This is a genomic window from Pseudomonas sp. RC2C2 (assembly GCF_018390435.1).
GTDB lineage: Bacteria > Pseudomonadota > Gammaproteobacteria > Pseudomonadales > Pseudomonadaceae > Aquipseudomonas > Aquipseudomonas donghuensis.
The window spans coordinates 3,376,610-3,400,021 of record NZ_JAHBAX010000001.1; the positions used below are offsets into that span (position 1 = coordinate 3,376,610).

The window sequence follows — 23,412 nt, forward strand, 5'->3', positions numbered from 1 at the left end:
AGTTGCGAAAACGGGTGGTTACAGAGTCAGGAAGCCGTCGTACAGGCCGTAGGCCGCCACCAGGGCGCCAAGGACCACGGCGGCGAAGATCAGCTTCTCCACGTTGGTAAAAATCGGTTGGCCGACCTCGCGCTTGGCCTTGGCGAACAGGATCACGCCAGGGGCATAGAGCAGGGCCGAGAGCAGCAGGTATTTGACGCCGCCGGCATACAGCAGCCAGACCGCGTAGAGCAGGGCGATGGCGCCGATGATCAGGTCTTTCTTGCGTTCGGCCAGGGCCTGTTCGTAGGTTTCACTGCGCAGGGCGAGCAGGAAGGCATAGGCTGCCGACCACAGGTAAGGCACCAGGATCATCGAGGTGGCGAGGTAGATCAGTGACAGGTAGGTACTGGCCGAGAACAGGGTGATGACCAGGAAGATCTGCACCATGGCGTTGGTCAGCCACAAGGCATTGGCCGGTACGTGGTTGGCGTTCTCGCGGCGCAGGAACTCCGGCATGGTGTGGTCTTTGGCGGCGGCGAACATGATCTCGGCGCACAGCAGCACCCAGGACAGCAGCGCGCCGAGCAGCGAGATGATCAGGCCGACGCTGATCAGGACCGCGCCCCAGTGACCGACCACGTGCTCAAGCACGGCAGCCATCGACGGGTTCTGCAGCTTGGCCAGTTCCGGTTGAGTCATGATGCCCAGCGACAGCACGTTGACCAGCACCAGGAACAGCAGCACGGTGATGAAGCCGATGACCGTGGCCTTGCCCACGTCCGAGCGTTTTTCCGCCCGGGCCGAGAAGATGCTCGCGCCTTCGATGCCGATGAACACCCAGACGGTGACCAGCATCATGTTGCGCACCTGGTTCATCACGCTGCCCAGGTCCGGGTTCATCGAACCCCAGATGTCAGCGGTGAAGATGTCCAGCTTGAAGGCGAACAGCGCGATCAGCACGAACAGCGCCAGCGGCACGACCTTGGCCACGGTGGTGACCAGGTTGATGAAGGCCGCTTCCTTGATGCCGCGCAGCACCAGGAAATGCACGGCCCAGAGCAGTACCGAGGCGCCAATGACCGCCGCCGGGGTGTTGCCCTCGCCAAAGATCGGGAAGAAGTAGCCAAGCGTGCTGAACAGCAACACGAAGTAGCCGACGTTGCCGAGCCAGGCACTGATCCAGTAGCCCCAGGCCGAAGAAAAGCCCATGTAATCGCCGAAACCGGCCTTGGCGTAGGCGTACACCCCGCCGTCCAGGTCAGGCTTGCGATTGGCCAATGTCTGGAATACGAAAGCCAGGGTCAGCATGCCGATGGCAGTGATGCCCCAGCCGATCAGAACAGCGCCTACATCGGCACTTGCGGCCATGTTTTGCGGCAGCGAAAAGATCCCGCCGCCGATCATCGAGCCGACAACAAGTGCAACCAGCGCACCAAGTCGTAGTTTTCCGGGAGCGTCTGACATTGAATAACTCCGTACCAGGAGAAGAGATGGCGCTAGAATAAATCCAGCGGCGAATTCATTAGCTGATTCAGGTCAGTTCATGAGGACATTCCATTGCAAATCAATGACTGAAACAGCTTCCCGGAGTACGCCGACCACAGTGCTGCAAGCCTTGTCCACCGGCACCTCTATGGCGTTTTAGAGCAATCGCTCTTGCGGGGGCTGCGAGAATTGAAGCTAGTCCGTTTTGGGGGAATCGCAAATTTTCCCTGAGAAAATTTCTTATTAGCTTGAAGAGGCGGAAATTGTGCCCAAAACTCACCGTTTAGTTCGTCAGGCATAGACGCACTAGTTATGAGCAGGGGGCGCTTAGTGGTTTAATATATATAGACGCTAAGACTGAGCTTGTATTTAACTCAGGGTGTACCTCTGGCGTTACAAACACGAGACAGAAGGGGATCTGCATGTCCGAACCTGGACAGAAATTGCGCCTGGGTGCGTTGATCGCCTTGGTGGTCGGCTCGATGATCGGCGGTGGGATTTTTTCGCTGCCGCAAAACATGGCCGCACGTGCTGACGTCGGCGCGGTACTGATCGGCTGGGGGATTACGGCGGTGGGCATGTTGGCGCTGGCCTTCGTGTTCCAGACCCTGGCCAACCGCAAACCTGAGCTCGACTCCGGGGTGTATGCCTACGCCAAGGCCGGCTTTGGCGATTACATGGGCTTTTCTTCGGCCTGGGGCTACTGGATCAGCGCCTGGCTGGGCAACGTCGGCTACTTCGTGCTGCTGTTCAGCACCCTGGGTTTCTACTTTCCGGTGTTCGGTGAGGGCAATACGCCGATTGCCATTGCCTGTGCCTCGTTGCTGCTGTGGGCGGTGCACTTTCTGGTGCTGCGCGGAATCAAGGAGGCGGCGTTCATCAACCAGGTCACCACCGTGGCCAAGATCGTGCCGCTGGTGATGTTCATCGTCATTGCCGCCGTGGCGTTTCGCGCCGACATCTTCACTCGTGATATCTGGGGCATGAGCAACCCGAAGTTCGGCGGGGTGCTGGACCAGGTACGCAACATGATGCTGGTGACGGTGTTCGTGTTCATCGGTATCGAGGGTGCCAGCGTCTATTCGGGGCGCGCGGCAAAGCGCTCGGACGTCGGCAAGGCCACGGTGGTCGGATTTCTTGGCGTGCTGGCCCTGCTGGTGCTGGTCAACGTGCTGTCGCTCGGGGTGATGACCCAGCCGGAACTGGCGGCCTTGCAGAACCCGTCGCTGGCCTCGGTGCTTGAACATATTGTCGGGCCCTGGGGGGCCTTGCTGATCAGTATCGGCCTGGCGGTGTCGCTGCTCGGCGCCTTGCTGTCGTGGGCCTTGCTGTGTGCCGAGATTCTCTTTGCCACCGCTCGCGACCAGACCATGCCGCGCTTTCTGGCCAGGGAAAACGCCAACCACGTTCCCTCCAATGCGCTGTGGCTGACCAACGTGATGATTCAGCTGTTCCTGCTGATCACGCTGTTCTCTGCCGGGACCTACACCAGCCTGATCTACCTGGCGTCGTCGATGATCCTGGTGCCCTATCTGTGGTCGGCGGCTTATGCGGTATTGCTGGCGGTGCGCGGGGAATCGTACGAAGGGCACCCGGGGGCGCGACGCAAGGACTTGGTGATTGCCGGTATCGCCCTGGTGTATGCGATTTGGCTGTTGTACGCCGGCGGGCTCAAGTACCTGTTGTTGTCGGCGCTGCTGTACGCGCCGGGGGTGATCCTGTTCGCCAGGGCCAAGCATGAGCAGGGGCAGGCGCTGTTTACCACCTGGGAGAAGCTGATCTTTGCCGCGGTGCTGGTGGGCGCGGGGTTGGCGGCTTATGGCTTGTACAGTGGGGTGTTGAGCCTTTAATCAGGGCTGCGGCGCAGCCCATCGCCGGCAAGGCCGGCTCCCACAGTAGACCGGTGTGCAGCACACTCTGTGGGGGCTGGCTTTGCCCGCGAGAGGCCCTCGCATTCACCAACAGGCAGCAGCAGAACCCAGCTCACAAGCCCCCCGTTCCCAAACCAGCGGCGCCCCTGCAACCCGCAGCGGCGCTTTTAGCCGTCGCGCCGTCCCCCAGGGCGTCTGCTCCAGTAGCGGGTTCAGATCCGCCGCCGTCTCTACCTGCAACGGCACATCCGCTACCACGGTGCCCTGATCGATCAACAACTTCGCCGTGCGCGCCAGCGACAGGCGCAAGGTTGCCCCGCAACCGCTGCCCAGGCGATCGCTGTACGCCTTGATCGCCGCAGCCGCCATCAGGTAGCCGGTGCCATGGTCCAGCGCCTGCACCGGCAGCGGCACGGGCTGGTCGGCCTGTTGCCAGCGCATGCCTTCGCAAGCGATGCCGCAACTCATCTGCACCAGGCTGTCGAAGCCCCGCCGCTGCTGCCAGGGGCCGCTCCAGCCGTAGGCGTTGAGGCTCACATCGATGAGCCCGGGGTTGAGCTGGCGGCGCTGTTCGCCGGCATACCCCAGTCGTTCGAGGGCATCGGCGCGGTAACCATGCAGGAGAATATCGGCTTCACTGAGCAGGCGTTCAAACACCCGTCGATCATCCCCATCGTGCAAGTCCAGGTGCGCACAACGTTTACCCAGGGTCACCTCGGCAACCACCGCCGGTTCCTCCCAGCCTGGCGGGTCGATCCGCAGTACCTCAGCGCCGAAGCCAGCCAGCAGGCGGCTGGCTGTGGGGCCGGCGAGGATGCGGGTCAGGTCCAGCACCTTGACCCCGGCCAGAGGTCGGACGGCGTTACCGCTCCAGCGTCTGCTTGTAAAGGCTGGAGCCAGTTGGCGGTGAATCAACGGCTCGGCATTCACTGCCAGGCCCTGAGGATGGGCCGACCATTCGGACCCGCTGTGCATTTGCGCGGCGCAACCGCCAGCGGTGACTATCGCGCTTTCCAGCTCGCTTGCGCGCCAGCGCGCAACCAGGTCAGCCATTTGTGCGCGATCAGCCGCACGGCCCACTACCTTCTCGGCGGCGGCGCGATGATGAGCTGCGTTGGTATGCAGGCGAATCCAGCCATCCTCGGCGCGGTAGTCACCGGCAATCGGGTCCCACAAGGGCGGTGTGCTCCAGCCTTGCGGGCGCAGGCTGGTGGCGAACCAGAACGAGCTCAGGCGGCGGTCAACTTCAACGGCAGGCTGTTGCTCAAGCTGGCGCCGCAGCAGTTCGGCGATTGCCAGGCCACAGGCGGCAACGCTGCTGCTGGCAAGCGCGGTGACGGCGAAAGTCGAAGGCAGGGCGCCGTTGCCGTGAAAGCGCAGGGTATTGCGCAGTGCCGTTGGCAGCTGCAGTTCGGCGACAAGGGTGTCGAGTAGCGCGGTCATCAATGGCCCTCCAGCAGAAGGGCCATTGCAGACCATCAGCGGCGCCAGGTCAAACCCTGAACTGATCCATCAGGGCCATCTGCTGCGACGACAGGGTGTTGAGCTGGCTGCTCACCTGCGCCGATTCGGCGGCCTGGCCGGTCAGGGTTTCGGTCACGCCACGGATCGCCGAGACGTTGCGGTTGACCTCTTCGGCCACGGCGCTTTGCTGCTCGGCGGCACTGGCGATCTGCAGGTTCATGTCGCTGATCACCGTGACCGCCTCGCTGATTTTGTCCAGCGCTTGCACCGCCTGGTGGATCTGCCCGGCGTTTTCCTGGGCCTTGCCGTGGCTCGAATGCATGGTCGCGACCACCTCGCGGGTGTTGCTCTGGATGCGCTCGATCACCTGGCGGATCTCTTCCACCGAGTCCTGGGTGCGCCGTGCCAGATTGCGCACTTCATCGGCCACCACGGCAAAGCCACGGCCGCTTTCGCCGGCGCGGGCCGCTTCGATCGCGGCGTTGAGGGCCAGCAGGTTGGTCTGTTCGGCGATGCTGCGGATCACTTCCAGCACCGAGCCGATCTGCTCGCTGTTCTGCGCCAGGGTTTCCACTTCGCCGACGGCCTTGCTGACCTGTTCGGCAAGCACGGTAATGTCGCGGGTGCTGCGCTCGATGATTGCCATGCCGTCCTTGGCCGAGCGGTCGGCCCCTCGGGCGGCATCGGCGGCACTGGCGGCGCTGTTGGCGACGTCATGGGCGGTGGCGCTCATCTCGTTGGAGGCGGTGGCCACCTGGTCGATCTCGCGAAACTGCACCTGCATGCCTTCGCTGGTGCGCTGGGCAATCGCCGAGGACTGGTCGGCGGTGGCTCGGGCCTGGGTGATGCTCTGCTTGATCTGGGCGATGGTCGGCTGCAGCTTGTCGAGGAAGCGGTTGAAGCCGCCGGTCAGCCGGCCCAGTTCGTCCTTGCGCGCGTAGCGCAGGCGCTGGGTCAGGTCGCCGTCGCCGCTGGCGATGTCTTCGAGCATGCTCGCCACGCTGTTCAGCGGGCGGGTCACGCCGGTGGCGGTCAGCCACATCAGCAGCAGGCCGCCGAGGCCGGCGAGGGTGGCGAACAGCAGCACCTTGACGGTGCCGCTGGTGCGGGCGTCCTCGAGGGTAGCCTGAAGGCTGGTGGCGTCGGCCAGCAGTACCTGCTTGGGCAGGTCGATCAGAATGCCCCAGGGTTTGCTGTCGGCAATCGGTTGCACCGGGTTGACGGCACGGATGGTCTGGCCTTGCTCAAGGATCAGCGGCTGGTTGGCGGCGAGCTTTTGCAGTGCTTGCTGGCCGTCCTGGTCGATGGGTTTGCCGACCTTGCCGGCATCGTTGCTGTTGGCGGCCAGCAGGCCGCTGGGGGCGACGATCATCAAGCGCCCGGCGCCGTTGAACAGCTCCTGCTGGGCTTTGGCGGCAGCGGATTGCAGGGCATCGAGGGAGATGTCCACGCCGGCCACGGCGATCACCTTGCCGTTGTGCAGCAGCGGCATGGTGATACTGGTCATCAGCATCTGCTTGCCGCCGACGGTGTCGGAGTAGGGTTCGAGCAGGCACGCCCGGGCGCTGTTGCGCGAGCAGGTGTACCAGACGTTGTAGGGCGTGCCGCTGAGGTTGATCTCGGTCTTGTTCAGGTCGACATCGCTGATCACCGTGTTCAGGGCCTGGCCCTGGGCGCGGCTCCAGTAACTGGCAAAGCGCCCGCTTTCGTTGCTCAGGCGCTTGGCGTCGTTGGCAAAAGCACTGTCGCCGCCCTCCAGGCCATCGGCCTCGAAGGCCAGCCAGATGCCGAGCACGTCGGGGTTGCGCTTGAAGCTGGTGGCCAGGCTCTGGTTGATCGCTTCGCGCAGGTCGCCGCCGCTCAGGCCGCGGTCACGGGCCAGTTGCTGCACGTCCTGGACCTGGTCGGCGAGGGCGGTGATGACGGTCTGGCTGTCGCTGAAGGTGCGCCGCAGCATCTCGGCTTTCTCGCCCGCGCGGGCCTGCAGCAGGGCCTGGACGTTGCGGGTGAGCATGGTGGTGCTGGCGTCAGCGACCAGTTCATCGCTCTGGTGCGATTGATACAGGTTGATACCGACGACAAGTGCGACCACGCCAAGCAGGCAGAGGCCGGAGAGCAGGACGATTTTCAGGCGGATCGAGAGCGTGTCGAACATGGACGTACTCGCTAAAAGGCAGGCCGGCAGGGACCGAGCCACCGTACGGGCTCGATTCGCTACATCCATTTAGCGATAACAGTTCATCGGCCTTATAGCCTTAGCCATGAGTGTGTGCCGATGAACGGTCGTCAAGGCTCAAGGGCGCGGCTTCTGGCCGCGACCAGATCCACAGGTTGCCCAGGGTCATGCCGGCAATGGCGAGAAATACCGGCCAGCGATGGTCGAGGAACACCAGCATGAGGCTGGCGCACAGCAGCATGCTGAGCGTGGCGCTGACCTTGGCCCGGCGCTGGATCACCTTGCCGTTGCGCCAGTTGCTCAGGATCGGCCCGAACAAGCGATGGTTTTCCAGCCAGGCGCTCAGGCGCGGCGAACTGCGGGTGGCGGCCCAAGCGGCAAGGAGGATGAATTCGGTGGTGGGCAGGCCGGGAATCATGATCGCCACCAGGCCGATGCCGAGGCTGACGTAAGCCAGCAGGCCAAACAGCAGGCGTGAGAGTTTTGAAGCGGCTGGGCGGGTCATGGGCTTGTCGGTGTGCACGGGCAAGGCCCGGTTACCGCGAGGGTAACCGGGTACGACGCATCAGGCCAGTTCGGCTTTAGGCGCAGTTGCATAGGCGTGTTTGAGCAGTTCGGTGAAGCGCTCGAAGGCGGCCACGGCGCCTTGCTCGGCCTTGGCTTCTTCTTCGGCGCTCAGTTGCAGGCCGTCGAGGATGCGGGTGAACTGTTTCCAGCCTTCGGCGCGGCCACCGGCCGGTTCGCCCAGGTGACGGGCACCGAAGCTGTCCGACAGGCCCAGGCCTACGGCACGCTTGATCAGGAACGCGGCGCCAAGCTTGGAACCTTCGGAAACGAAGATCCAGCCCATGGCTTCACCCAGGCTTGGGTTCTGCAGGGCGCCGGCGAAGTCGGCCGGGATCTCGGTGTTCAGGTCCGCCAGGTCCAGGCCGGCCTGTTCGGCGCGGCAGCGTTCGGCCAGATCCGGGACGATGGCGATCAGTGCCGGATCGGTGTACAGCGCTTTGAGCTCGGACTGGAACAGGTACTGGGCAACCACGAAGCGGGCGAAACTCTCGCGGGTTTCGAACGGCGCGTGGGATTTGACCAGGGCGTCCAGTTCGCTGTGCGGGGCGTGGGTCAGCTGGTTCAAGCGTTGCGAACGCAGGCTGGCGCGTTCGGCGGTGGTAGCGGCGGTCATGGTGATTCCTTGCGAAATGGGCGTGCCTGATGACTAGACGAATGAGAAGACGCGTGACAGTAAAAAAACCTCACCTGCGGGGGCTGCATTTGCAGCCCATCGCGGGTCGAGCCCGCTCCCACAGGTTCTCGGTCAGATGTCCCAGACCAGGTTGATGGCGACGTTGCGGCCCGGCATGGTCAGGCGGTCGAGGTTGGCCGGGGCGGTCACTGCCGCTTCACCGAGGCCGTCGTAGCCGCGCACGTCATCCCACTGCCAGTACTTTTTGTCGGTCAGGTTGTAGAGACCGGCGTTGACGCTGATGTCGTCAGTGACCTTGTAGAAACCGGTCAGGTCGAGCACGCCGTAGCCGGGGGTGCGGAACTGCTTGCTGGTGCCGTCGGGGGCAAAGAAGGTGGTGTCGTCGACGCGGTCCTTGCGCTTGACCAGGGTCCAGCTCAGCAGCGCGCCGTATTGTTCCTGCTCATAGCCCAGGCCCATCACCGCGGTCAGCGGGTTGACGCTGTTGAGTGGCTGGCCGCTGTCGTCGTTGCGGCCGTGGGCGTAGGCCAGCGAGCCCTGGGTGTACACGCCGTGCGGAGCACCGAAGGCGTCGAGGTTCAGGCGGCCCTTGAACTCGGCACCCTTGATGGTCGCGTGCTTGATGTTGTTGGCTTCGAAGGTCTGGCCCAGGTTGCTGCCCTGCACGGCGTCTTCGTTGATGAAGTCGCGGTACTTGTTGTAGAACACCGCAACATCGAAGTTACCCGCTTCGAAGTTGCCGCGCAGACCGGTTTCGTAGCTCTTGCTCTTTTCCGGTTCGAGGTTGGAGTTGCCACGCACGCTGTAGCCCAGCCCCGGGTTCTCGAAGCGGCCGTACAGCGCCTTGGCGGTTGGCGTGCGGAAGCCTTCGGCGTACTGGCCGTACCAGGTGTAGTTGTCGTTGAAGACGTAAGTCAGGCCGAACTTGGGCGAGACCCGGTGCCATTTCTTGGCGTCGTCATCGACAGGGTCGGTGGCGCTGGCGCCAACCCCGCGGAGGAACTCGTCGGTCATGTGCGGTTTGAGTTCGGTGTAGTCGTAGCGCACACCCGGCAGGAAGGTCCACTGGTTCCAGCGGATCTCGTCCTGGGCGAACAGGCTGTAGGTGTTGACGGTCGGATCGGGGAAATCGCTGACCAGGGCCTGGCTGTCTTTGGCACTGGCCTGGCCGATGAATTGACAGTCGCCACCAACGTTCAGGCAGGTGCCGGTGCCGCTGCGCGAGCCGGTGACCTTCTGGTGCTTGAGGGTGGTGCCGTAGGTCAGCAGGTGCTCGGTGGCGCCGACGCTGAAGGCTTTGTCCAGTTGCGCGTCGAACAGCCACTGGCGATCCTTGTAGGTGGTCTGGCGGTCACGGAACACCTGGCGGCCCGATGCGAAGTAGAGCTCTTCGGTGCGCTGGTCGGTCTTGCCGATCTGGTAGTTCAGGCTCCACTTCATGTTGTCGGCCAGTACGCTGCCCAGGGCGAATTCGTGGTTGATACCGAAACGCTCGCGGGTCACGGTGTCGTTACCGGTGCGGTCGCGGTACGAGTTCATGGCGCCAAAGCCTGGAATGAACGGCCCGCCCACGGCGCTCTTCTGCTTCAGGTCGCGGTCGTCCTTGTAGCTTTCGTAGGTGAAGGCCAGGCGCGCGTCGTCAGCGTAGTTCCAGCCGGCCTTGGCGAGGATGTTGGTGGTGCGTACGTCTTCGGGGTTGGCGGCGGTACGCGCCAGGCCTGTGCCGCCGTGGCTGCTGTAGGACTCGATTTCATGGCCGTTGCGCTGGCTCAGGTGCAGCAGGCCGTCGAATTCCCCCTGGCGGCCGGCGACGGTGGCCGAGTTCAGCCAGCTCTCATCTGCCGAGCTGTAGCCGGTCTTCAGGCGTGCGCCGAGGTCCTGGCCAGGCTTGATGATGTCGTCGGGGTCGAGGGTGAAGTAGCTGACCGCGCCGCCGATGGCGTTGCTGCCGTACAGCACCGAGGCCGGGCCACGGAGGATCTCCACGCGCTTGACGATCTCAGGGTCGACGTAGTTGCGCTGGGTCTGGGCGTAGGGGCCGAAGAAGAAGCTGTCGGGGATCGACACGCCGTCGATCTGGGTCAGTACCCGTTCACCGTCGATACCACGGATGTTGTAACCGTTCAGGCCGCTGCGCTGCCCGGTGCCGCTGACCGACACACCCGGCTCGTAACGGACCAGGTCCTTGATGCTGTTGACGTTCTGCCGGTCGAGCTGCTCACGGGTCTGCACGCTGACGGTGCTCGGCACCTGGCTGATGTCCTGGGCGCTGCGGGTGGCACTGACGGTGATCTGCTGCAGGGCGATGGCCTTGCTGGCGCTGCGTTCAATCACCACGTTGCCGCTGCCGAGGGTGCGGTAGCTCAAGCCGGTGCCGGCCAGCAGTTGCTGTAACGCGGCTTCCGGCTTCAGCGAACCCTGCGCCCCCGGGGAGGCCACGCCTTCGGCCAGTTCAGCGGAGAAGCCCACTTGCCAGCCGGTCACCACAGTAAAGGCATTGAGCGCCGACACCAGTGGTTGCTGGCTGATGGCGAAGCGGTAGTCGCCCATCCGCGGGGCACTGGCCTGGGCCGGTTCCGCGGCCAGCGCCGGCAGGCTGCAGGCGCCGCTGGCGAGCAGGGCCAGGGTCAGCAGGGAGAACGTGCAACGCTGCAGGCCGGGGGTAGGTGAAGTGGCTGAAGACCGACGAGTGAAACCAGTGGGCATCGAAAGCGCTCCCTGTCGCGCAAATGTTATAGGTGCTGGCTGACTCAAAAATAAGAATCAGTTGCATTGGCTATAACGAGACGTAACAGCTTCAGGGATCGCGTAAAAAAACTTTTGCGTCAGTTGAGAATGACCAGTGCCGGGTATTCGTGCAGCTGCGCCGAGGTGATGTGGGCAAGGGCGCGCAGGGTTTCCAGGGGTTGGTCGAGGCGGTAGTTGCCAGTGACCGCGACGTTTGCCAGGTGCTCATTACCGTTGATGATCCAGCCGGGGTAGTAGCGGCGCAGTTCGGCCAGCACCTGGCTCAACGGACAATTTTCGAATACCAGGCGGCCCTGGACCCAGGCCAGGTCCTTCTGCGCGTCCAGGCGCCCGCGTTGGCTGAAACCGTTGGGCCCGACGCTGATACTGTCCCCCGCCGACAGGCGAATGCGCTGGTCGCTGCTGGCCTGCAGGTCGACGTCACCGCGTTGCACCCGCACCTGGGCTTCGCCGTTGAGGTAGCGCACGGCAAAATCGGTGTCGCGCACGCTGGCCCGCAACGGGCCGGCCTGCAGCTCCAGGGGCGGTTGGGTACCGGCGGGCACTTCGAAGTAGGCCTCGCCCTGCAGCAGCCGGGCCACCTGACGGTTGTCGCGCAGGTCGCTGGCAAAGGCCGAATTGGTGTTGAGCAACACCCTGGAGCCGTCGTCCAGCTGTAGCCGCTGGCGTTCACCCACCACGGTCAGGTGGTCGGCCTGCAGGCGCAGCGGCAGGTTGCCAAGGGTGAAAATCCCTACCAGCAGCACGGCGGCTGCGGCCAGGGGCTTGTAGTGCGGGCGGATGCGTGAGCGTAGCGTGCGGCGCTGCCCCTGTTGCAACTGGCTGGCAACCTGACGCAACGGCGCGCCGTTCCAGATCGCTTCGGCCTCGACGTAGGCCCGGGCATTGGCCGGATCGGCTTCCAGCCAGGCTTCGAAGGCCTGGGTATCTTGTTCCGACGCGCATTGCAGGCGAATCAGCCAGTCCAGAGCCTGGTCCATGGCCTGATCACTGGCACCTTGGCCAGGTGGCGAGGGGCGAGGGGCGGGACGGTCGGTCACGGGTGGGTCCTTGGCGGGTTGGCGCTTTTGCGCGAATGATCGGGGGTATCCATGGGGATGGCAAGGGTTTAGCTGCGATCGACGACAGGCTGTTTACTGCAGCCGGTCGGCTACCCCCACACAGATGGCCATGATCAGTTTCAGTTCCTTCTGAACCGTGCTTGCCGAGACGTTCAACTGCTCGGCGATTTCCAGGTAGCTGGCGCCATGCAGGCGGCTGAGGATGAAGATCCGTTGTTGGCGCTCGGTCAATTGCGCGAGGCTGACGCTCAGGCGCTTGAGCAATTGTTCGGCGTGGGCGGCGTCTTCGGCGCTGCTGCTGGGCGCGGCGACGTTGTGCAGGATCTGCTCGGGTACATCGTCGACCAGGTTGCGCGACTGCGCCCGGCGTGCGCGCAAGTGATCGAGGGCGAGGTTGCGCGCAGTCTGGAACACGAAGGGTTCAAGGTGTTCGATGGGGCGTTCGCCAAGGGCGCGGGTCACCCGCAGGTAGGTCTCCTGCAACAGGTCCTCGGCAGTGCTGGGGTTATCCACCATGCGCTGCAGGGTACGCAGCAGGCTGACGCGCTGCGCGAGGAAAACGGCGTTGAACTGGGACTGACTCACAGCGGTACCCGACCATGGCGTGGCGAATGATAATGCTTATCATCAACGCCTTGGTCAAGTATTGGCGTTTTTTAACCTGCGACACTGGACCTGTGGGAACTGGCTTGCCAGCTCCCACAGCGATCGTCAACGGGCGTTGCACAGCGCCAGGCAGTTATCCAGCATGCGATTGGAGAAGCCCCATTCGTTGTCGTACCAGGCCAGCACCTTGAGCATGCGCCCGTTGGTGCGGGTGTGATTGGCATCGAAAATCGACGACAGCGGGTTATGGTTGAAATCACAGGACACCAGCGGCAGGCTGTTGTAGCCCAGCACCTTGGAATGCCGGCTGGCTTCCTTGAACAACTCATTGACTGCCGTGGCCGTGGCCTCGCGCTCAAGGTTGACGGTAAGGTCGACCAGCGACACGTTGATCACCGGCACCCGCACGGCCATGCCGGTGAGCTTGCCGGCCAGCTCCGGCAGCACCAGGCCCACCGCTTCGGCCGCGCCGGTCTTGCTCGGGATCATCGACTGGGTCGCCGAGCGGGCACGGAACGGGTCGCTGTGGTAGACATCGGTCAGGTTCTGGTCATTGGTGTAGGCGTGGATGGTGGTCATCAAGCCTTGTTCGATACCGTACTCGCGGTGCAGTACCTGGGCCAGCGGCGCCAGGCAGTTGGTGGTGCACGAAGCACTGGAGATGATCTGGTGCGAAGGGCGCAGGATGTCATGGTTGACCCCATACACCACGGTGGCATCAGCACCCTTGGCCGGTGCCGAGATAATGACTTTGCCAGCCCCGGCAGTAAGATGGGCGGCCGCCTTGGCGCGTTCGGTGAACAAGCCGGTGCATTCGAACACCACATCGATGGCTTCGGCTTTCCATGGCAACTCCGCCGGATTGCGGATGGCGCTGACGGCAATGCGGTCGCCGTTGACAGTAATGCTCTCGTGATCGGATTCAACCGTGGCAGCAAAGCTGCCGTGGACGCTGTCGTGTTTGAGCAGATGGGCATTGATCGCACTGTCGCCCAGGTCGTTGATGGCGACGACCTGCAGGTCCTGGCGGTAGCCTTGGGTATAGAGTGCGCGAAGGATGTTGCGGCCGATGCGGCCAAAGCCATTGATTGCGATACGAAGGGTCATGGAGCTACCTCTGGCAGACCGGGTGAAGCCCGTGGCAATTGAAGTTTTGCTTCACTGCATCTGTTTTTGTTGTTGGAATTACAAGATTATTCGTAAAAAAATAGAAAACAAGCCTTTTTGCTGGCAGTATTTTGTTCAATCTACAACGAGCGATCGGCCAAGCCGTTCCTCCCGCAACGCATCGCCCCTGTTTTTGAGCCTAGGCCGCGATCGTTGATAAGGGAAACCGCCGCAGAGGTCGCAACCACCGATAGCCTGGAGTCCAGTACATGCATCCGCGCATTCTTGAGGTCACCCAACGGCTGATCGCCCGCAGTCGCCCCACCCGTGAACGCTACCTTGAACTGATTCGCGGGGCCGCCAGCGACGGGCCGATGCGCGCCAAGCTGCAATGCGCCAACTTCGCTCACGGTGTCGCCGGCTGTGGCAGCCAGGACAAACAGAGCCTGCGAATGATGAACGCGGCCAACGTCGCCATCGTCTCCGCCTACAACGACATGCTCTCGGCGCATCAGCCCTATGAGCATTACCCCGAACAGATCAAACAGGCGCTGCGCGAGATTGGCTCGGTCGGCCAGTTCGCCGGTGGCGTGCCGGCCATGTGCGACGGGGTCACCCAGGGTGAGCCAGGCATGGAGCTGGGCATCGCCAGCCGCGAAGTGATCGCCATGTCGACCGCCATTGCCCTGTCGCACAACATGTTCGACGCGGCGCTGATGCTCGGTATCTGCGACAAGATCGTCCCCGGCCTGCTAATGGGCGCGTTGCGCTTCGGCCATCTGCCGACCCTGTTCGTCCCAGGCGGGCCAATGCCGTCGGGCATCTCCAACAAGGAGAAAGCCGATGTGCGCCAGCGTTACGCCGAAGGCAAGGCCAGCCGCGAGGAGCTGCTGGAGTCGGAGATGAAGTCCTATCACAGCCCCGGCACCTGCACCTTCTACGGCACCGCCAACACCAACCAGTTGCTGATGGAAGTGATGGGCCTGCACCTGCCGGGCGCCTCGTTCGTCAACCCGTACACGCCGCTGCGCGATGCCCTCACCGCCGAGGCCGCCCAACAGGTCACGCGCATGACCAAGGCCAGCGGTAACTTCATGCCCCTGGGCGAGATCGTCGACGAGAAAGCCCTGGTCAACTCCATCGTTGCCTTGCACGCCACCGGCGGCTCGACCAACCATACCCTGCACATGCCGGCGATTGCCCAGGCGGCGGGCATCCAGCTGACCTGGCAGGACATGGCCGAGCTTTCGGAGGTGGTGCCGACCCTGTCTCACGTCTACCCGAACGGCAAGGCCGACATCAACCACTTCCAGGCCGCCGGCGGCATGGCCTTGCTGATTCGCGAACTGCTCGATGCCGGTTTGCTCCACGAAGACGTCAACACCGTCGCTGGCCACGGTCTGCGCCGTTACACCCAGGAGCCGTTCCTCGAGGGTGGCAAGCTGGTCTGGCGCGAAGGCCCAAAGGCGAGCCTGGACGAGGCAATCCTGCGTCCGGTCGCGCGGCCGTTCTCGCCCGAAGGCGGCCTGCGGGTGATGGAAGGCAACCTCGGGCGCGGGGTGATGAAAGTCTCCGCCGTCGCTCCCGAACATCAGGTGGTCGAAGCCCCGGCGCGGGTCTTCCATGACCAGCAGGCGCTGGCCGATGCGTTCCAGGCCGGCGAGCTGGAGCGCGATTTTGTCGCGGTGATGCGATTTCAGGGCCCGCGCTGCAACGGTATGCCCGAGTTGCACAAGATGACCCCGTTCCTCGGCGTGCTGCAGGATCGTGGCTTCAAGGTGGCACTGGTAACCGACGGGCGTATGTCCGGCGCTTCGGGGAAAATCCCCGCGGCCATTCATGTTTGCCCTGAAGCCTTCGATGGCGGCCCGCTGGCACGCCTGCGCGATGGTGATATCGTCCGCGTCGACGGTATGGCCGGCACCTTGACCGTGAAGCTCAGTGCGGCCGAACTGGCTGATCGTGAACTGCCGGCGGCGCCGAGCGGCAATGACCTGGGCTGCGGCCGCGAGCTGTTTGGCTTCCTGCGTACCGCCCTGAGCCCGGCGGAGAAGGGCGCCAGCGCCTTCACCTCGGCACTGGAGACGCTCAAGTGAAGCGCGCACTGGTCGGCGATATCGGCGGCACCAACGCGCGCTTTGCCCTCTGGGAAGACAACCGCATGCACGCGGTGCAGGTCTTTGCCACGGCCGACTACACCAGCCCGGAACAGGCCATCGGCGCCTATCTGGCCGATCATGGCCTGGCCCGCGGTGAGCTGGGCGCGGTGTGCCTGGCGGTGGCCGGGCCGGTCGATGGCGATGAGTTCCGCTTTACCAACAACCACTGGCGCCTCAGCCGTCAGGCGTTCTGCAAGACCTTGCAGGTCGAGCGCTTGCTGCTGATCAACGACTTCACCGCCATGGCCCTGGGCATGACCCGTCTGCAGGCGGGCGAGTACCGTACCGTTTGCGACGGCACGCCCGATGCCGGCCGCCCGGCCCTGGTGATCGGCCCGGGCACGGGTCTTGGCGTCGGCACCTTGCTGAGCCTGGGAGAGGACCGCTGGATGGCCTTGCCCGGCGAGGGCGGGCATGTCGACCTGCCGGTGGGCAATGCCCGCGAAGCGCAGATTCGTCAGCAGATCGAGAACGAAATCGGTCATGTCAGCGCCGAATCCGTCCTCAGCGGCGGCGGCCTGTTGCGTTTGTACCAGGCCATCTGCGCGCTGGACGGCCAGCCCGCACCGCTGCAGAGCCCGGCGGCGATCACCGATGCGGCGCTGGCCGGTGAGCCTGTTGCCCTGGCGGTGATCGAGCAGTTCTGCTGCTTCCTGGGCCGAGTAGCGGGCAATGATGTCCTGACTCTCGGCGCACGCGCCGGGGTGTATATCGTCGGCGGCGTGATTCCGCGCTTTGCCGAACTGTTCCTGCGCAGCGGCTTTGGCGCCAGCTTTGCCGACAAGGGCTGCATGAGTGGCTACTTCAAGGATGTCCCGGTATGGTTGGTAACCGCTGAGTTCTCCGGTTTACTCGGGGCTGGCGTAGCTTTGCAACAAGCCGGCTGATATCTGGGGGCGGGCTTGCCCCGCGAGGCCCTCTCCCTGATAGACAAGGAGTGATGCGTGAGCAAGTCGATACTGATGGTCGACGACGACCAGGACATCCGTGAGCTGTTGCAAACCTACCTGAGCCGTGCCGGTTTCAGCGTCCAGGCGGTGGCCGACGGGCGCGGCTTTCGCCAGGCTCTGGATGCCAGCGATTGCGACCTGGTGATCCTCGATGTGATGCTGCCCGACGAAGACGGTTTCAGCTTGTGCCGCTGGGTGCGTCAGCATCCGCGCCTGGCGCAGGTGCCGATCATCATGCTCACTGCCAGCTCCGACGAGGCCGACCGGGTCATCGGCCTGGAGCTGGGCGCCGATGATTACCTGGGTAAACCCTTCAGTCCGCGTGAACTGCAGGCGCGGATCAAAGCCCTGTTGCGCCGTGCCGGTTTTGGCCAGGAGCGCAATGGCGGTGATGTGCTGGCCTTCGATGACTGGCGCCTGGATACCATCAGCCACCGCTTGTTCCACCGCGATGGTGAAGAGGTGATCCTTTCCGGCGCCGACTTTGCCTTGCTCAAACTGTTCCTCGATCACCCGCAACAGATCCTCGACCGCGACACCATCGGCAATGCCACCCGCGGTCGCGAGCCGATGCCCCTGGACCGTATCGTCGACATGGCGGTCAGCCGCCTGCGCCAACGCCTGCGCGACACAGACAAACCGCCGCGTTTGATTCGTACCGTACGCGGCAGTGGTTACCTGCTGGCGGCCAACGTTGCGCCTGCGCACTGAAGGGCGCTGGCGACTGCCGCTGCCGCGCTCGCTGCTGGGGCGGATGCTGCTGTTGACCCTGCTGGTGGTGTTGCTGGCGCAGGGCCTGTCGAGCCTGATCTGGCTGTCGCAACTGCGCGCCAGCCAGATGGAGGGCCTGGTCGCCAGCGCGCGCAGCCTGGCCCATTCGATGAGTGCCAGCGTCAGTTACTTTCGTTCGCTGCCGGTGGCGTACCGGCCGATGGTGCTCGACCAGTTGCGCAGCATGGGCGGCACCCGTTTTGTCGTTTCCCTCAATGACAAACCCCTGGGCATGCAGGTGCTGGCGGCCACGCCGCGCAAGCAAGCGGTGATCGATGCCGTCGGCGACGTGCTGCACCAGCGCCTTGGCGCGCAGCTGGAAATCTCCATCCAGTTCGTCAGCCCGCAGGATCTGCGGATCTTCAACAGCGGCCTGAAACTCGATGAGCTGCCGCGCTCCTGGGCGCACTATGCGTTGACCCTGGAGCCGATCAACCCGCCAGTGCTGGTGACCCAGATCCGCCTGGATGAAGACGAATGGCTGTACATCGCCTCGTTGCTGCCCGAGCCCTACACCAGCCTCGAAGAACAGGGCCTGCCGAGTCAGCAGTTGTGGTTCATCGTGCTCACCAGCTCGTTCCTGCTGTTGTTCATCGGTTTGCTGGTGCACTGGCAGAGCCGCCCGCTCAAGCGCCTGGCCCTGGCTGCCAGGGAAATGTCACTGGGGGCCGATGTCGAGCCGGTGACGGAAGGCGGTGGCAGCGAAGTGGAGGAGGTGGGCCGGGCCTTCAATGCCATGCGCGAGCGCATCAGCCGCTACCTGACCGAACGCAGCCAGTTGTTCAGCGCCATCTCCCACGACCTGCGCACGCCGATCACGCGTTTGCGCCTGCGGGTCGAGCTGCTGGATGACGAGCCGTTGCAGGCCAAGTTCGGCCGCGACCTGGATGAGCTGGAGATGTTGGTCAAGGGCGCACTGCAATGCGTGAAAGACACCGACATCCACGAGAACATCGAGCGTATCGACCTCAACCAGGTGCTCGAATGCCTGGTCGAGCCGTACCTGGGCAGCGGCCAGATCACGCTTGAAGGCCGCGCGCTGGCGCCGTATCCCGGCAAGCCACTGGCGCTCAAGCGCTGCATCGGCAACCTGATCGACAACGCCCTGAAGTATGGCGAGCGTGCTCACCTGCGCATCCTCGACAGCGACAGTGACTTCGTTTTGCAGGTCGACGACGAGGGCCCGGGTGTGCCTGAGCAGCGTCAGGAACAGGTGTTCGAGCCGCACTTTCGCCTGGCCGGGCAGCAGCAGGGTTACGGTCTGGGGCTGGGTATCGCGCGCAACATCGCGCACAGCCATGGCGGTGAAGTGAGCCTGCGCAACCTGCGTGAGGGCGGCTTGCGGGTGACCCTGAGCCTGCCGCGCAGCAGTGACTGAAAGCGAATGTCACCAGCCTGTGACATTCGCGCATCCCTTCGTTACCTCCGGCATAGGTGCCGCTGGTTAGACTCTGATGCAAGCGCAAGCACCACGACTTGCACCTGCATAACAACAAGAAAAGGTTCCTCTCGATGAATGCGATCAGTCGCCTCGCTGCTGTCATTTCTCTCGCCTCCTTGTTGCCCTTGAGTGCTGTTGCTGCCGCTAACGGTACGGTCGAAGTCACCCACTGGTGGACCTCCGGCGGTGAAGCCGCGGCGGTGAAAACCCTCAAGGAACAAGTCGAGAAAGACGGCTTCACCTGGAAGGACAATGCCGTCGCCGGTGGCGGTGGCGCCGCGGCCATGACCGTGCTGAAAAGCCGCGCGGTCGCCGGCAACCCGCCGGGCGCCGCCCAGATCAAGGGGCCGGATATCCAGGAATGGGGCGCGCTGGGCCTGCTCACTGAGCTTGATGATGTCGCCAAAGCCAACAACTGGGATGCCCTGCTGCCAAAGAAAGTTGCGCAGCTCATGCAGTACGACGGCCACTATGTAGCGGTGCCGGTGAACATCCACCGGGTCAACTGGTTGTGGATCAATCCGCAGGTGTTCGACAAGGCCGGTGCCAAGGTGCCGACCACCCTCGACGAACTGTTCGCTGCCGCCGACAAGCTCAAGGCTGCCGGCTTCACCCCGCTGGCCCATGGTGGCCAGCCGTGGCAGGACAGCACCGTGTTCGAAGACCTGGTGCTGAGCATCCTCGGGCCCCAGGGCTATCACCAAGCCTTTGTCGAACTGGACGAAGACACCCTGACCGGCGAAAAAATGATCGAGGTGTTCAAGACCCTGCAACGCCTGGGCACCTACATGGACCCTAACCGCGCCGGACGTGACTGGAACATTGCCGCTGGCGAGGTCATCAACGGCAAGGCCGGCATGCAGATCATGGGCGACTGGGCCAAGAGCGAATGGACTGCCGCCGGCAAGGTCGCGGGCAAGGACTACCAGTGCGTGGCCTTCCCCGGCACCCAGGGCAGCTTCGCCTACAACATCGATTCGCTGGCGATGTTCAAGCTCAAGAACGCGAACGACATCAAGGCCCAGAACGACCTGGCCAAGGTCGCCCTGGAGCCGCGGTTCCAGACCGTGTTCAACCAGAACAAGGGCTCCCTGCCGGTGCGCCAGGACATGGACATGAGCCAGTTCGACGCCTGTACGCAGAAGTCGGCGGCGGACTTCAAGGAAGCGGAAAAAGGTGACGGCCTGCAACCGAGCATGGCCCACAACATGGCGACCTCCCTGGCGGTGCAAGGGGCGATCTTCGATGTTGTCACCAACTTCTTCAACGACCCGAAAGCCGACCCGGCGACGGCGGTCAAACAGCTGAATTCGGCGATCAAGTCGGCCAAGTGATGGGCTGATGTGCGGGGGCGGGCTTTCGGACCCTTCGCGGGGCAAGCCCGCTCCCACAACAGCAACGCATCCCTGTAGGAGCGGGCTTGCCCCGCGATAGCCTCCACACGAGATCATCCTGATGAGCACTGTTGCCACAATCAACAAGGCCTCACCCCTGGACGCCCTGCAGCGCTGGCTACCGAAACTGGTACTGGCGCCGAGCATGCTGATCGTCCTGGTGGGCTTTTACGGCTACATCCTCTGGACCTTCGTCCTGTCCTTCACCAACTCAAGCTTCATGCCCAGCTACAAGTGGGTGGGCCTGGCGCAGTACGCGCGGCTGATGGAGAACGACCGCTGGTGGGTGGCGAGCAAGAACCTGCTGCTGTTCGGCGGTATGTTCATCGCCATCAGCCTGGTGATCGGCGTGCTGCTGGCGGTGCTGCTCGACCAGCGCATCCGCCGCGAAGGGTTCATTCGCACCATTTACCTGTACCCGATGGCGCTGTCGATGATCGTCACCGGCACCGCCTGGAAATGGCTGCTCAACCCCGGCCTGGGCCTGGACAAGATGCTCCGCGACTGGGGCTGGGAAGGCTTTCGCCTGGACTGGCTGGTGGACCCCGACCGGGTCGTCTACTGCCTGGTGATCGCCGCCGTGTGGCAGGCCTCGGGCTTTGTCATGGCGCTGTTCCTGGCCGGCCTGCGCGGCGTCGATCAATCGATCATTCGCGCCGCGCAAGTCGATGGCGCCAGCCTGCCGAGCATCTACCTGCGTATCGTCCTGCCGAGCCTGCGTCCGGTATTTTTCAGTGCGTTGATGATCCTTGCGCACATCGCGATCAAGAGCTTCGACCTGGTCGCGGCGATGACCGCGGGCGGCCCGGGCTATGCCTCGGACCTGCCGGCGATGTTCATGTACTCCTTCACCTTCAGCCGCGGGCAGATGGGCATGGGCTCGGCCAGTGCGATCCTGATGCTCGGCGCGATCCTGTCGATCCTGGTGCCTTACCTGTATTCGGAACTGAGGAACAAGCGCCATGACTAGGTCCCTCGCTCCCCGCTCATTGAGCCTCAGCCGCCTGGCCATCTATTCGACCCTGATCCTGGCCTGCGCGCTGTACCTGATCCCGCTGATCGTGATGCTGCTGACCAGCTTCAAGTCGCCGGAAGATATCCGTACCGGCAATCTGCTGAGCTGGCCCGAGGTGATCACCGGCATTGGCTGGATCAAGGCCTGGGACACGGTGGGTGGCTACTTCTGGAACTCGGTGAAGATCACCGTGCCGGCGGTGCTGATCTCGACCCTGCTCGGTGCGCTCAATGGCTATGTGCTGTCGATGTGGCGCTTCAGGGGCTCGCAGCTGTTCTTCGGGCTGCTGCTGTTCGGTTGCTTCCTGCCGTTCCAGACCGTGCTGCTGCCGGCCTCGTTCACCCTCGGCAAGCTTGGCCTGGCAAGCACCACCAGCGGCCTGGTGCTGGTACACATCGTCTATGGCCTGGCCTTTACCACGCTGTTTTTCCGCAACTACTACTGCAGCGTGCCGGATGCCCTGGTGCGGGCGGCGCGGCTCGATGGCGCGGGGTTCTTCACCATCTTCGGGCGCATCCTGCTGCCGATGTCGGTGCCGATCATCATGGTCTGCCTGATCTGGCAGTTCACCCAGATCTGGAACGACTTTCTCTTCGGCGTGGTGTTCGCCAGCGGCGACGCACAACCGATCACCGTGGCCCTGAACAACCTGGTCAATACCAGCACCGGGGTCAAGGAATACAACGTCGACATGGCGGCGGCGATGATCGCCGGGTTACCGACCCTGTTGGTCTATGTGCTGGCTGGCAAGTATTTCCTGCGCGGGCTCACGGCCGGCGCGGTCAAGGGGTAAACACAATGGCAACGCTTGAACTGCGCAACGTCAACAAGAGCTACGGCAGCGGCCTGCCGGACACCTTGAAAAACATCGAACTGTCGATCGACTCCGGCGAGTTCCTGATCCTGGTCGGCCCGTCCGGTTGTGGTAAATCGACCCTGATGAACTGCATCGCCGGCCTCGAACAGATCAGCGGCGGGGCGATCCTGGTGGACGATGCCGACATCAGCGGGATGAGCCCCAAGGATCGCGACATCGCCATGGTGTTTCAGTCTTACGCGCTGTACCCGACCATGAACGTGCGCGACAACATCGCTTTCGGCCTGAAGATGCGCAAGATGCCCGCCGCCGCCATCGATGAAGAGGTGGCACGGGTGGCCAAACTGCTGCAGATCGAGCATCTGCTGACGCGCAAGCCCGGTCAGCTGTCCGGGGGGCAGCAGCAGCGCGTGGCCATGGGCCGGGCCTTGGCGCGGCGACCGAAGATCTACCTGTTCGATGAGCCGCTGTCCAACCTCGACGCCAAGTTGCGGGTGGAGATGCGCACTGAAATCAAGCTGATGCATCAACGCCTGAAGACCACCACGGTGTACGTCACCCACGATCAGATCGAGGCCATGACCCTGGGCGACAAGGTGGCGGTGATGAAGGACGGGCTGATCCAGCAGTTCGGCACCCCGCAGCAGATCTACAACGATCCGGCCAACCTGTTCGTCGCCAGCTTCATCGGTTCGCCACCGATGAACTTCATTCCCCTGCGCCTGCAACGCCAGGACGGCCGCCTGCTGGCGCTGCTCGACAGTGGCCAGGCGCGCTGCGAGCTACCCTTGGGTATCGAGACGGCGGGCCTGGAGGACCGTGAAGTGATCCTCGGCATTCGCCCGGAACAGATCGCCCTGGCCCCGGCCCAGGCCAATGGTTTGCCGAGTATTCGTGCCGAGGTGCAGGTCACCGAACCCACCGGCCCGGACCTGCTGGTGTTCGTTACCTTGAACCAGACCAAAGTCTGCTGCCGCCTGGCCCCGGATGTACCGACCCAGGTGGGCGACACCCTGAACCTGCAGTTCGACCCGGCGCGGGTGCTGCTGTTCGATGCCGCCACTGGCGAGCGCCTGGGCGTCGCTGCGCCGGTACTGGCCCAGGCGGGCAAGGATAATGTCGCCCAATTCAAGGGCCGCTGAATTCGTTAGAGAACGTAGAAAC

Annotated in this window: 18 protein-coding genes and 1 pseudogene; 9 read left to right on the top strand and 10 right to left on the bottom strand. The window is 63.6% G+C overall.

Going from position 1 to position 23,412, the window contains the following annotated elements:
* Positions 1-18 precede the first annotated feature (18 nt).
* A complete protein-coding gene (arcD, locus tag KHO53_RS15605; protein ID WP_036993969.1) occupies positions 19-1,446 on the bottom strand; it encodes an arginine-ornithine antiporter in 1,428 nt (475 codons plus the stop codon).
* A 443-nt stretch (positions 1,447-1,889) separates the two neighbouring features.
* Between arcD (KHO53_RS15605) and arcD (KHO53_RS15610) the strand changes: the two genes are divergently transcribed.
* Positions 1,890-3,317, top strand: a complete 1,428-nt coding sequence (arcD, locus tag KHO53_RS15610; RefSeq protein WP_036993970.1) for an arginine-ornithine antiporter — start codon at positions 1,890-1,892, stop codon at positions 3,315-3,317.
* A gap of 105 nt (positions 3,318-3,422) precedes the next feature.
* Here arcD (KHO53_RS15610) and KHO53_RS15615 read toward each other — a convergent pair whose 3' ends face one another.
* From KHO53_RS15615 to gap, 9 genes and pseudogenes are all read right to left on the bottom strand, one after another.
* Entirely contained in the window at positions 3,423-4,781 is a 1,359-nt protein-coding gene (locus KHO53_RS15615; RefSeq protein WP_213570481.1) for a CoA transferase, read from the bottom strand.
* 49 nt (positions 4,782-4,830) lie between these two features.
* A complete protein-coding gene (locus tag KHO53_RS26030) occupies positions 4,831-5,586 on the bottom strand; it encodes a methyl-accepting chemotaxis protein (RefSeq protein WP_371128687.1) in 756 nt (251 codons plus the stop codon).
* 102 nt (positions 5,587-5,688) lie between these two features.
* A pseudogene (locus KHO53_RS26035) lies at positions 5,689-7,026 on the bottom strand (methyl-accepting chemotaxis protein); the annotation flags it as partial.
* 31 nt (positions 7,027-7,057) lie between these two features.
* Positions 7,058-7,483 (bottom strand): YbaN family protein, encoded by a 426-nt coding sequence (locus KHO53_RS15625; protein ID WP_213570483.1) that lies wholly within the window; start codon positions 7,481-7,483, stop codon positions 7,058-7,060.
* Positions 7,484-7,543: 60 nt separating this feature from the next.
* Complete coding sequence (locus tag KHO53_RS15630) at positions 7,544-8,158, bottom strand: biliverdin-producing heme oxygenase (RefSeq protein ID WP_010220183.1); 615 nt, start codon at positions 8,156-8,158, stop codon at positions 7,544-7,546.
* A gap of 132 nt (positions 8,159-8,290) precedes the next feature.
* Positions 8,291-10,885: a TonB-dependent receptor gene (locus KHO53_RS15635; protein WP_249684318.1), complete on the bottom strand. Its 2,595-nt coding sequence runs from the start codon at positions 10,883-10,885 to the stop codon at positions 8,291-8,293.
* Positions 10,886-11,004: 119 nt separating this feature from the next.
* Complete coding sequence (locus KHO53_RS15640; protein ID WP_026001135.1) at positions 11,005-11,967, bottom strand: FecR family protein; 963 nt, start codon at positions 11,965-11,967, stop codon at positions 11,005-11,007.
* Positions 11,968-12,060: 93 nt separating this feature from the next.
* Positions 12,061-12,573: an RNA polymerase sigma factor gene (locus KHO53_RS15645; protein WP_010220179.1), complete on the bottom strand. Its 513-nt coding sequence runs from the start codon at positions 12,571-12,573 to the stop codon at positions 12,061-12,063.
* Between the two features lie 126 nt (positions 12,574-12,699).
* Positions 12,700-13,701: a type I glyceraldehyde-3-phosphate dehydrogenase gene (gene gap, locus KHO53_RS15650; protein WP_010220178.1), complete on the bottom strand. Its 1,002-nt coding sequence runs from the start codon at positions 13,699-13,701 to the stop codon at positions 12,700-12,702.
* Between the two features lie 269 nt (positions 13,702-13,970).
* On the opposite strand from gap, the gene edd reads away from it, so the two are divergent.
* The 8 genes from edd (at position 13,971) to KHO53_RS15690 (ending at position 23,390) form a co-directional block, all read left to right on the top strand.
* Positions 13,971-15,797 (top strand): phosphogluconate dehydratase, encoded by a 1,827-nt coding sequence (edd, locus tag KHO53_RS15655; protein ID WP_213570484.1) that lies wholly within the window; start codon positions 13,971-13,973, stop codon positions 15,795-15,797.
* Entirely contained in the window at positions 15,794-16,747 is a 954-nt protein-coding gene (locus KHO53_RS15660) for a glucokinase (RefSeq protein WP_036993980.1), read from the top strand. Before edd ends, KHO53_RS15660 begins: the two co-directional genes overlap by 4 nt.
* A gap of 75 nt (positions 16,748-16,822) precedes the next feature.
* Positions 16,823-17,521 (top strand): response regulator, encoded by a 699-nt coding sequence (locus tag KHO53_RS15665; RefSeq protein ID WP_036994276.1) that lies wholly within the window; start codon positions 16,823-16,825, stop codon positions 17,519-17,521.
* 43 nt (positions 17,522-17,564) lie between these two features.
* A complete protein-coding gene (locus KHO53_RS15670) occupies positions 17,565-18,959 on the top strand; it encodes an ATP-binding protein (protein ID WP_269467562.1) in 1,395 nt (464 codons plus the stop codon).
* Positions 18,960-19,093: 134 nt separating this feature from the next.
* A complete protein-coding gene (locus tag KHO53_RS15675; RefSeq protein ID WP_213570485.1) occupies positions 19,094-20,356 on the top strand; it encodes an ABC transporter substrate-binding protein in 1,263 nt (420 codons plus the stop codon).
* 121 nt (positions 20,357-20,477) lie between these two features.
* The gene (locus KHO53_RS15680; protein WP_010220172.1) at positions 20,478-21,386 is read left to right on the top strand and encodes a carbohydrate ABC transporter permease; all 909 of its coding nucleotides are present in this window, start codon (positions 20,478-20,480) and stop codon (positions 21,384-21,386) included.
* Positions 21,379-22,224, top strand: coding sequence for a carbohydrate ABC transporter permease (locus KHO53_RS15685; RefSeq protein ID WP_100781976.1), 846 nt, complete (start codon positions 21,379-21,381; stop codon positions 22,222-22,224). Before KHO53_RS15680 ends, KHO53_RS15685 begins: the two co-directional genes overlap by 8 nt.
* Positions 22,225-22,229: 5 nt before the next feature.
* Positions 22,230-23,390 (top strand): ABC transporter ATP-binding protein, encoded by a 1,161-nt coding sequence (locus KHO53_RS15690; protein WP_010220170.1) that lies wholly within the window; start codon positions 22,230-22,232, stop codon positions 23,388-23,390.
* Positions 23,391-23,412: the final 22 nt, after the last annotated feature.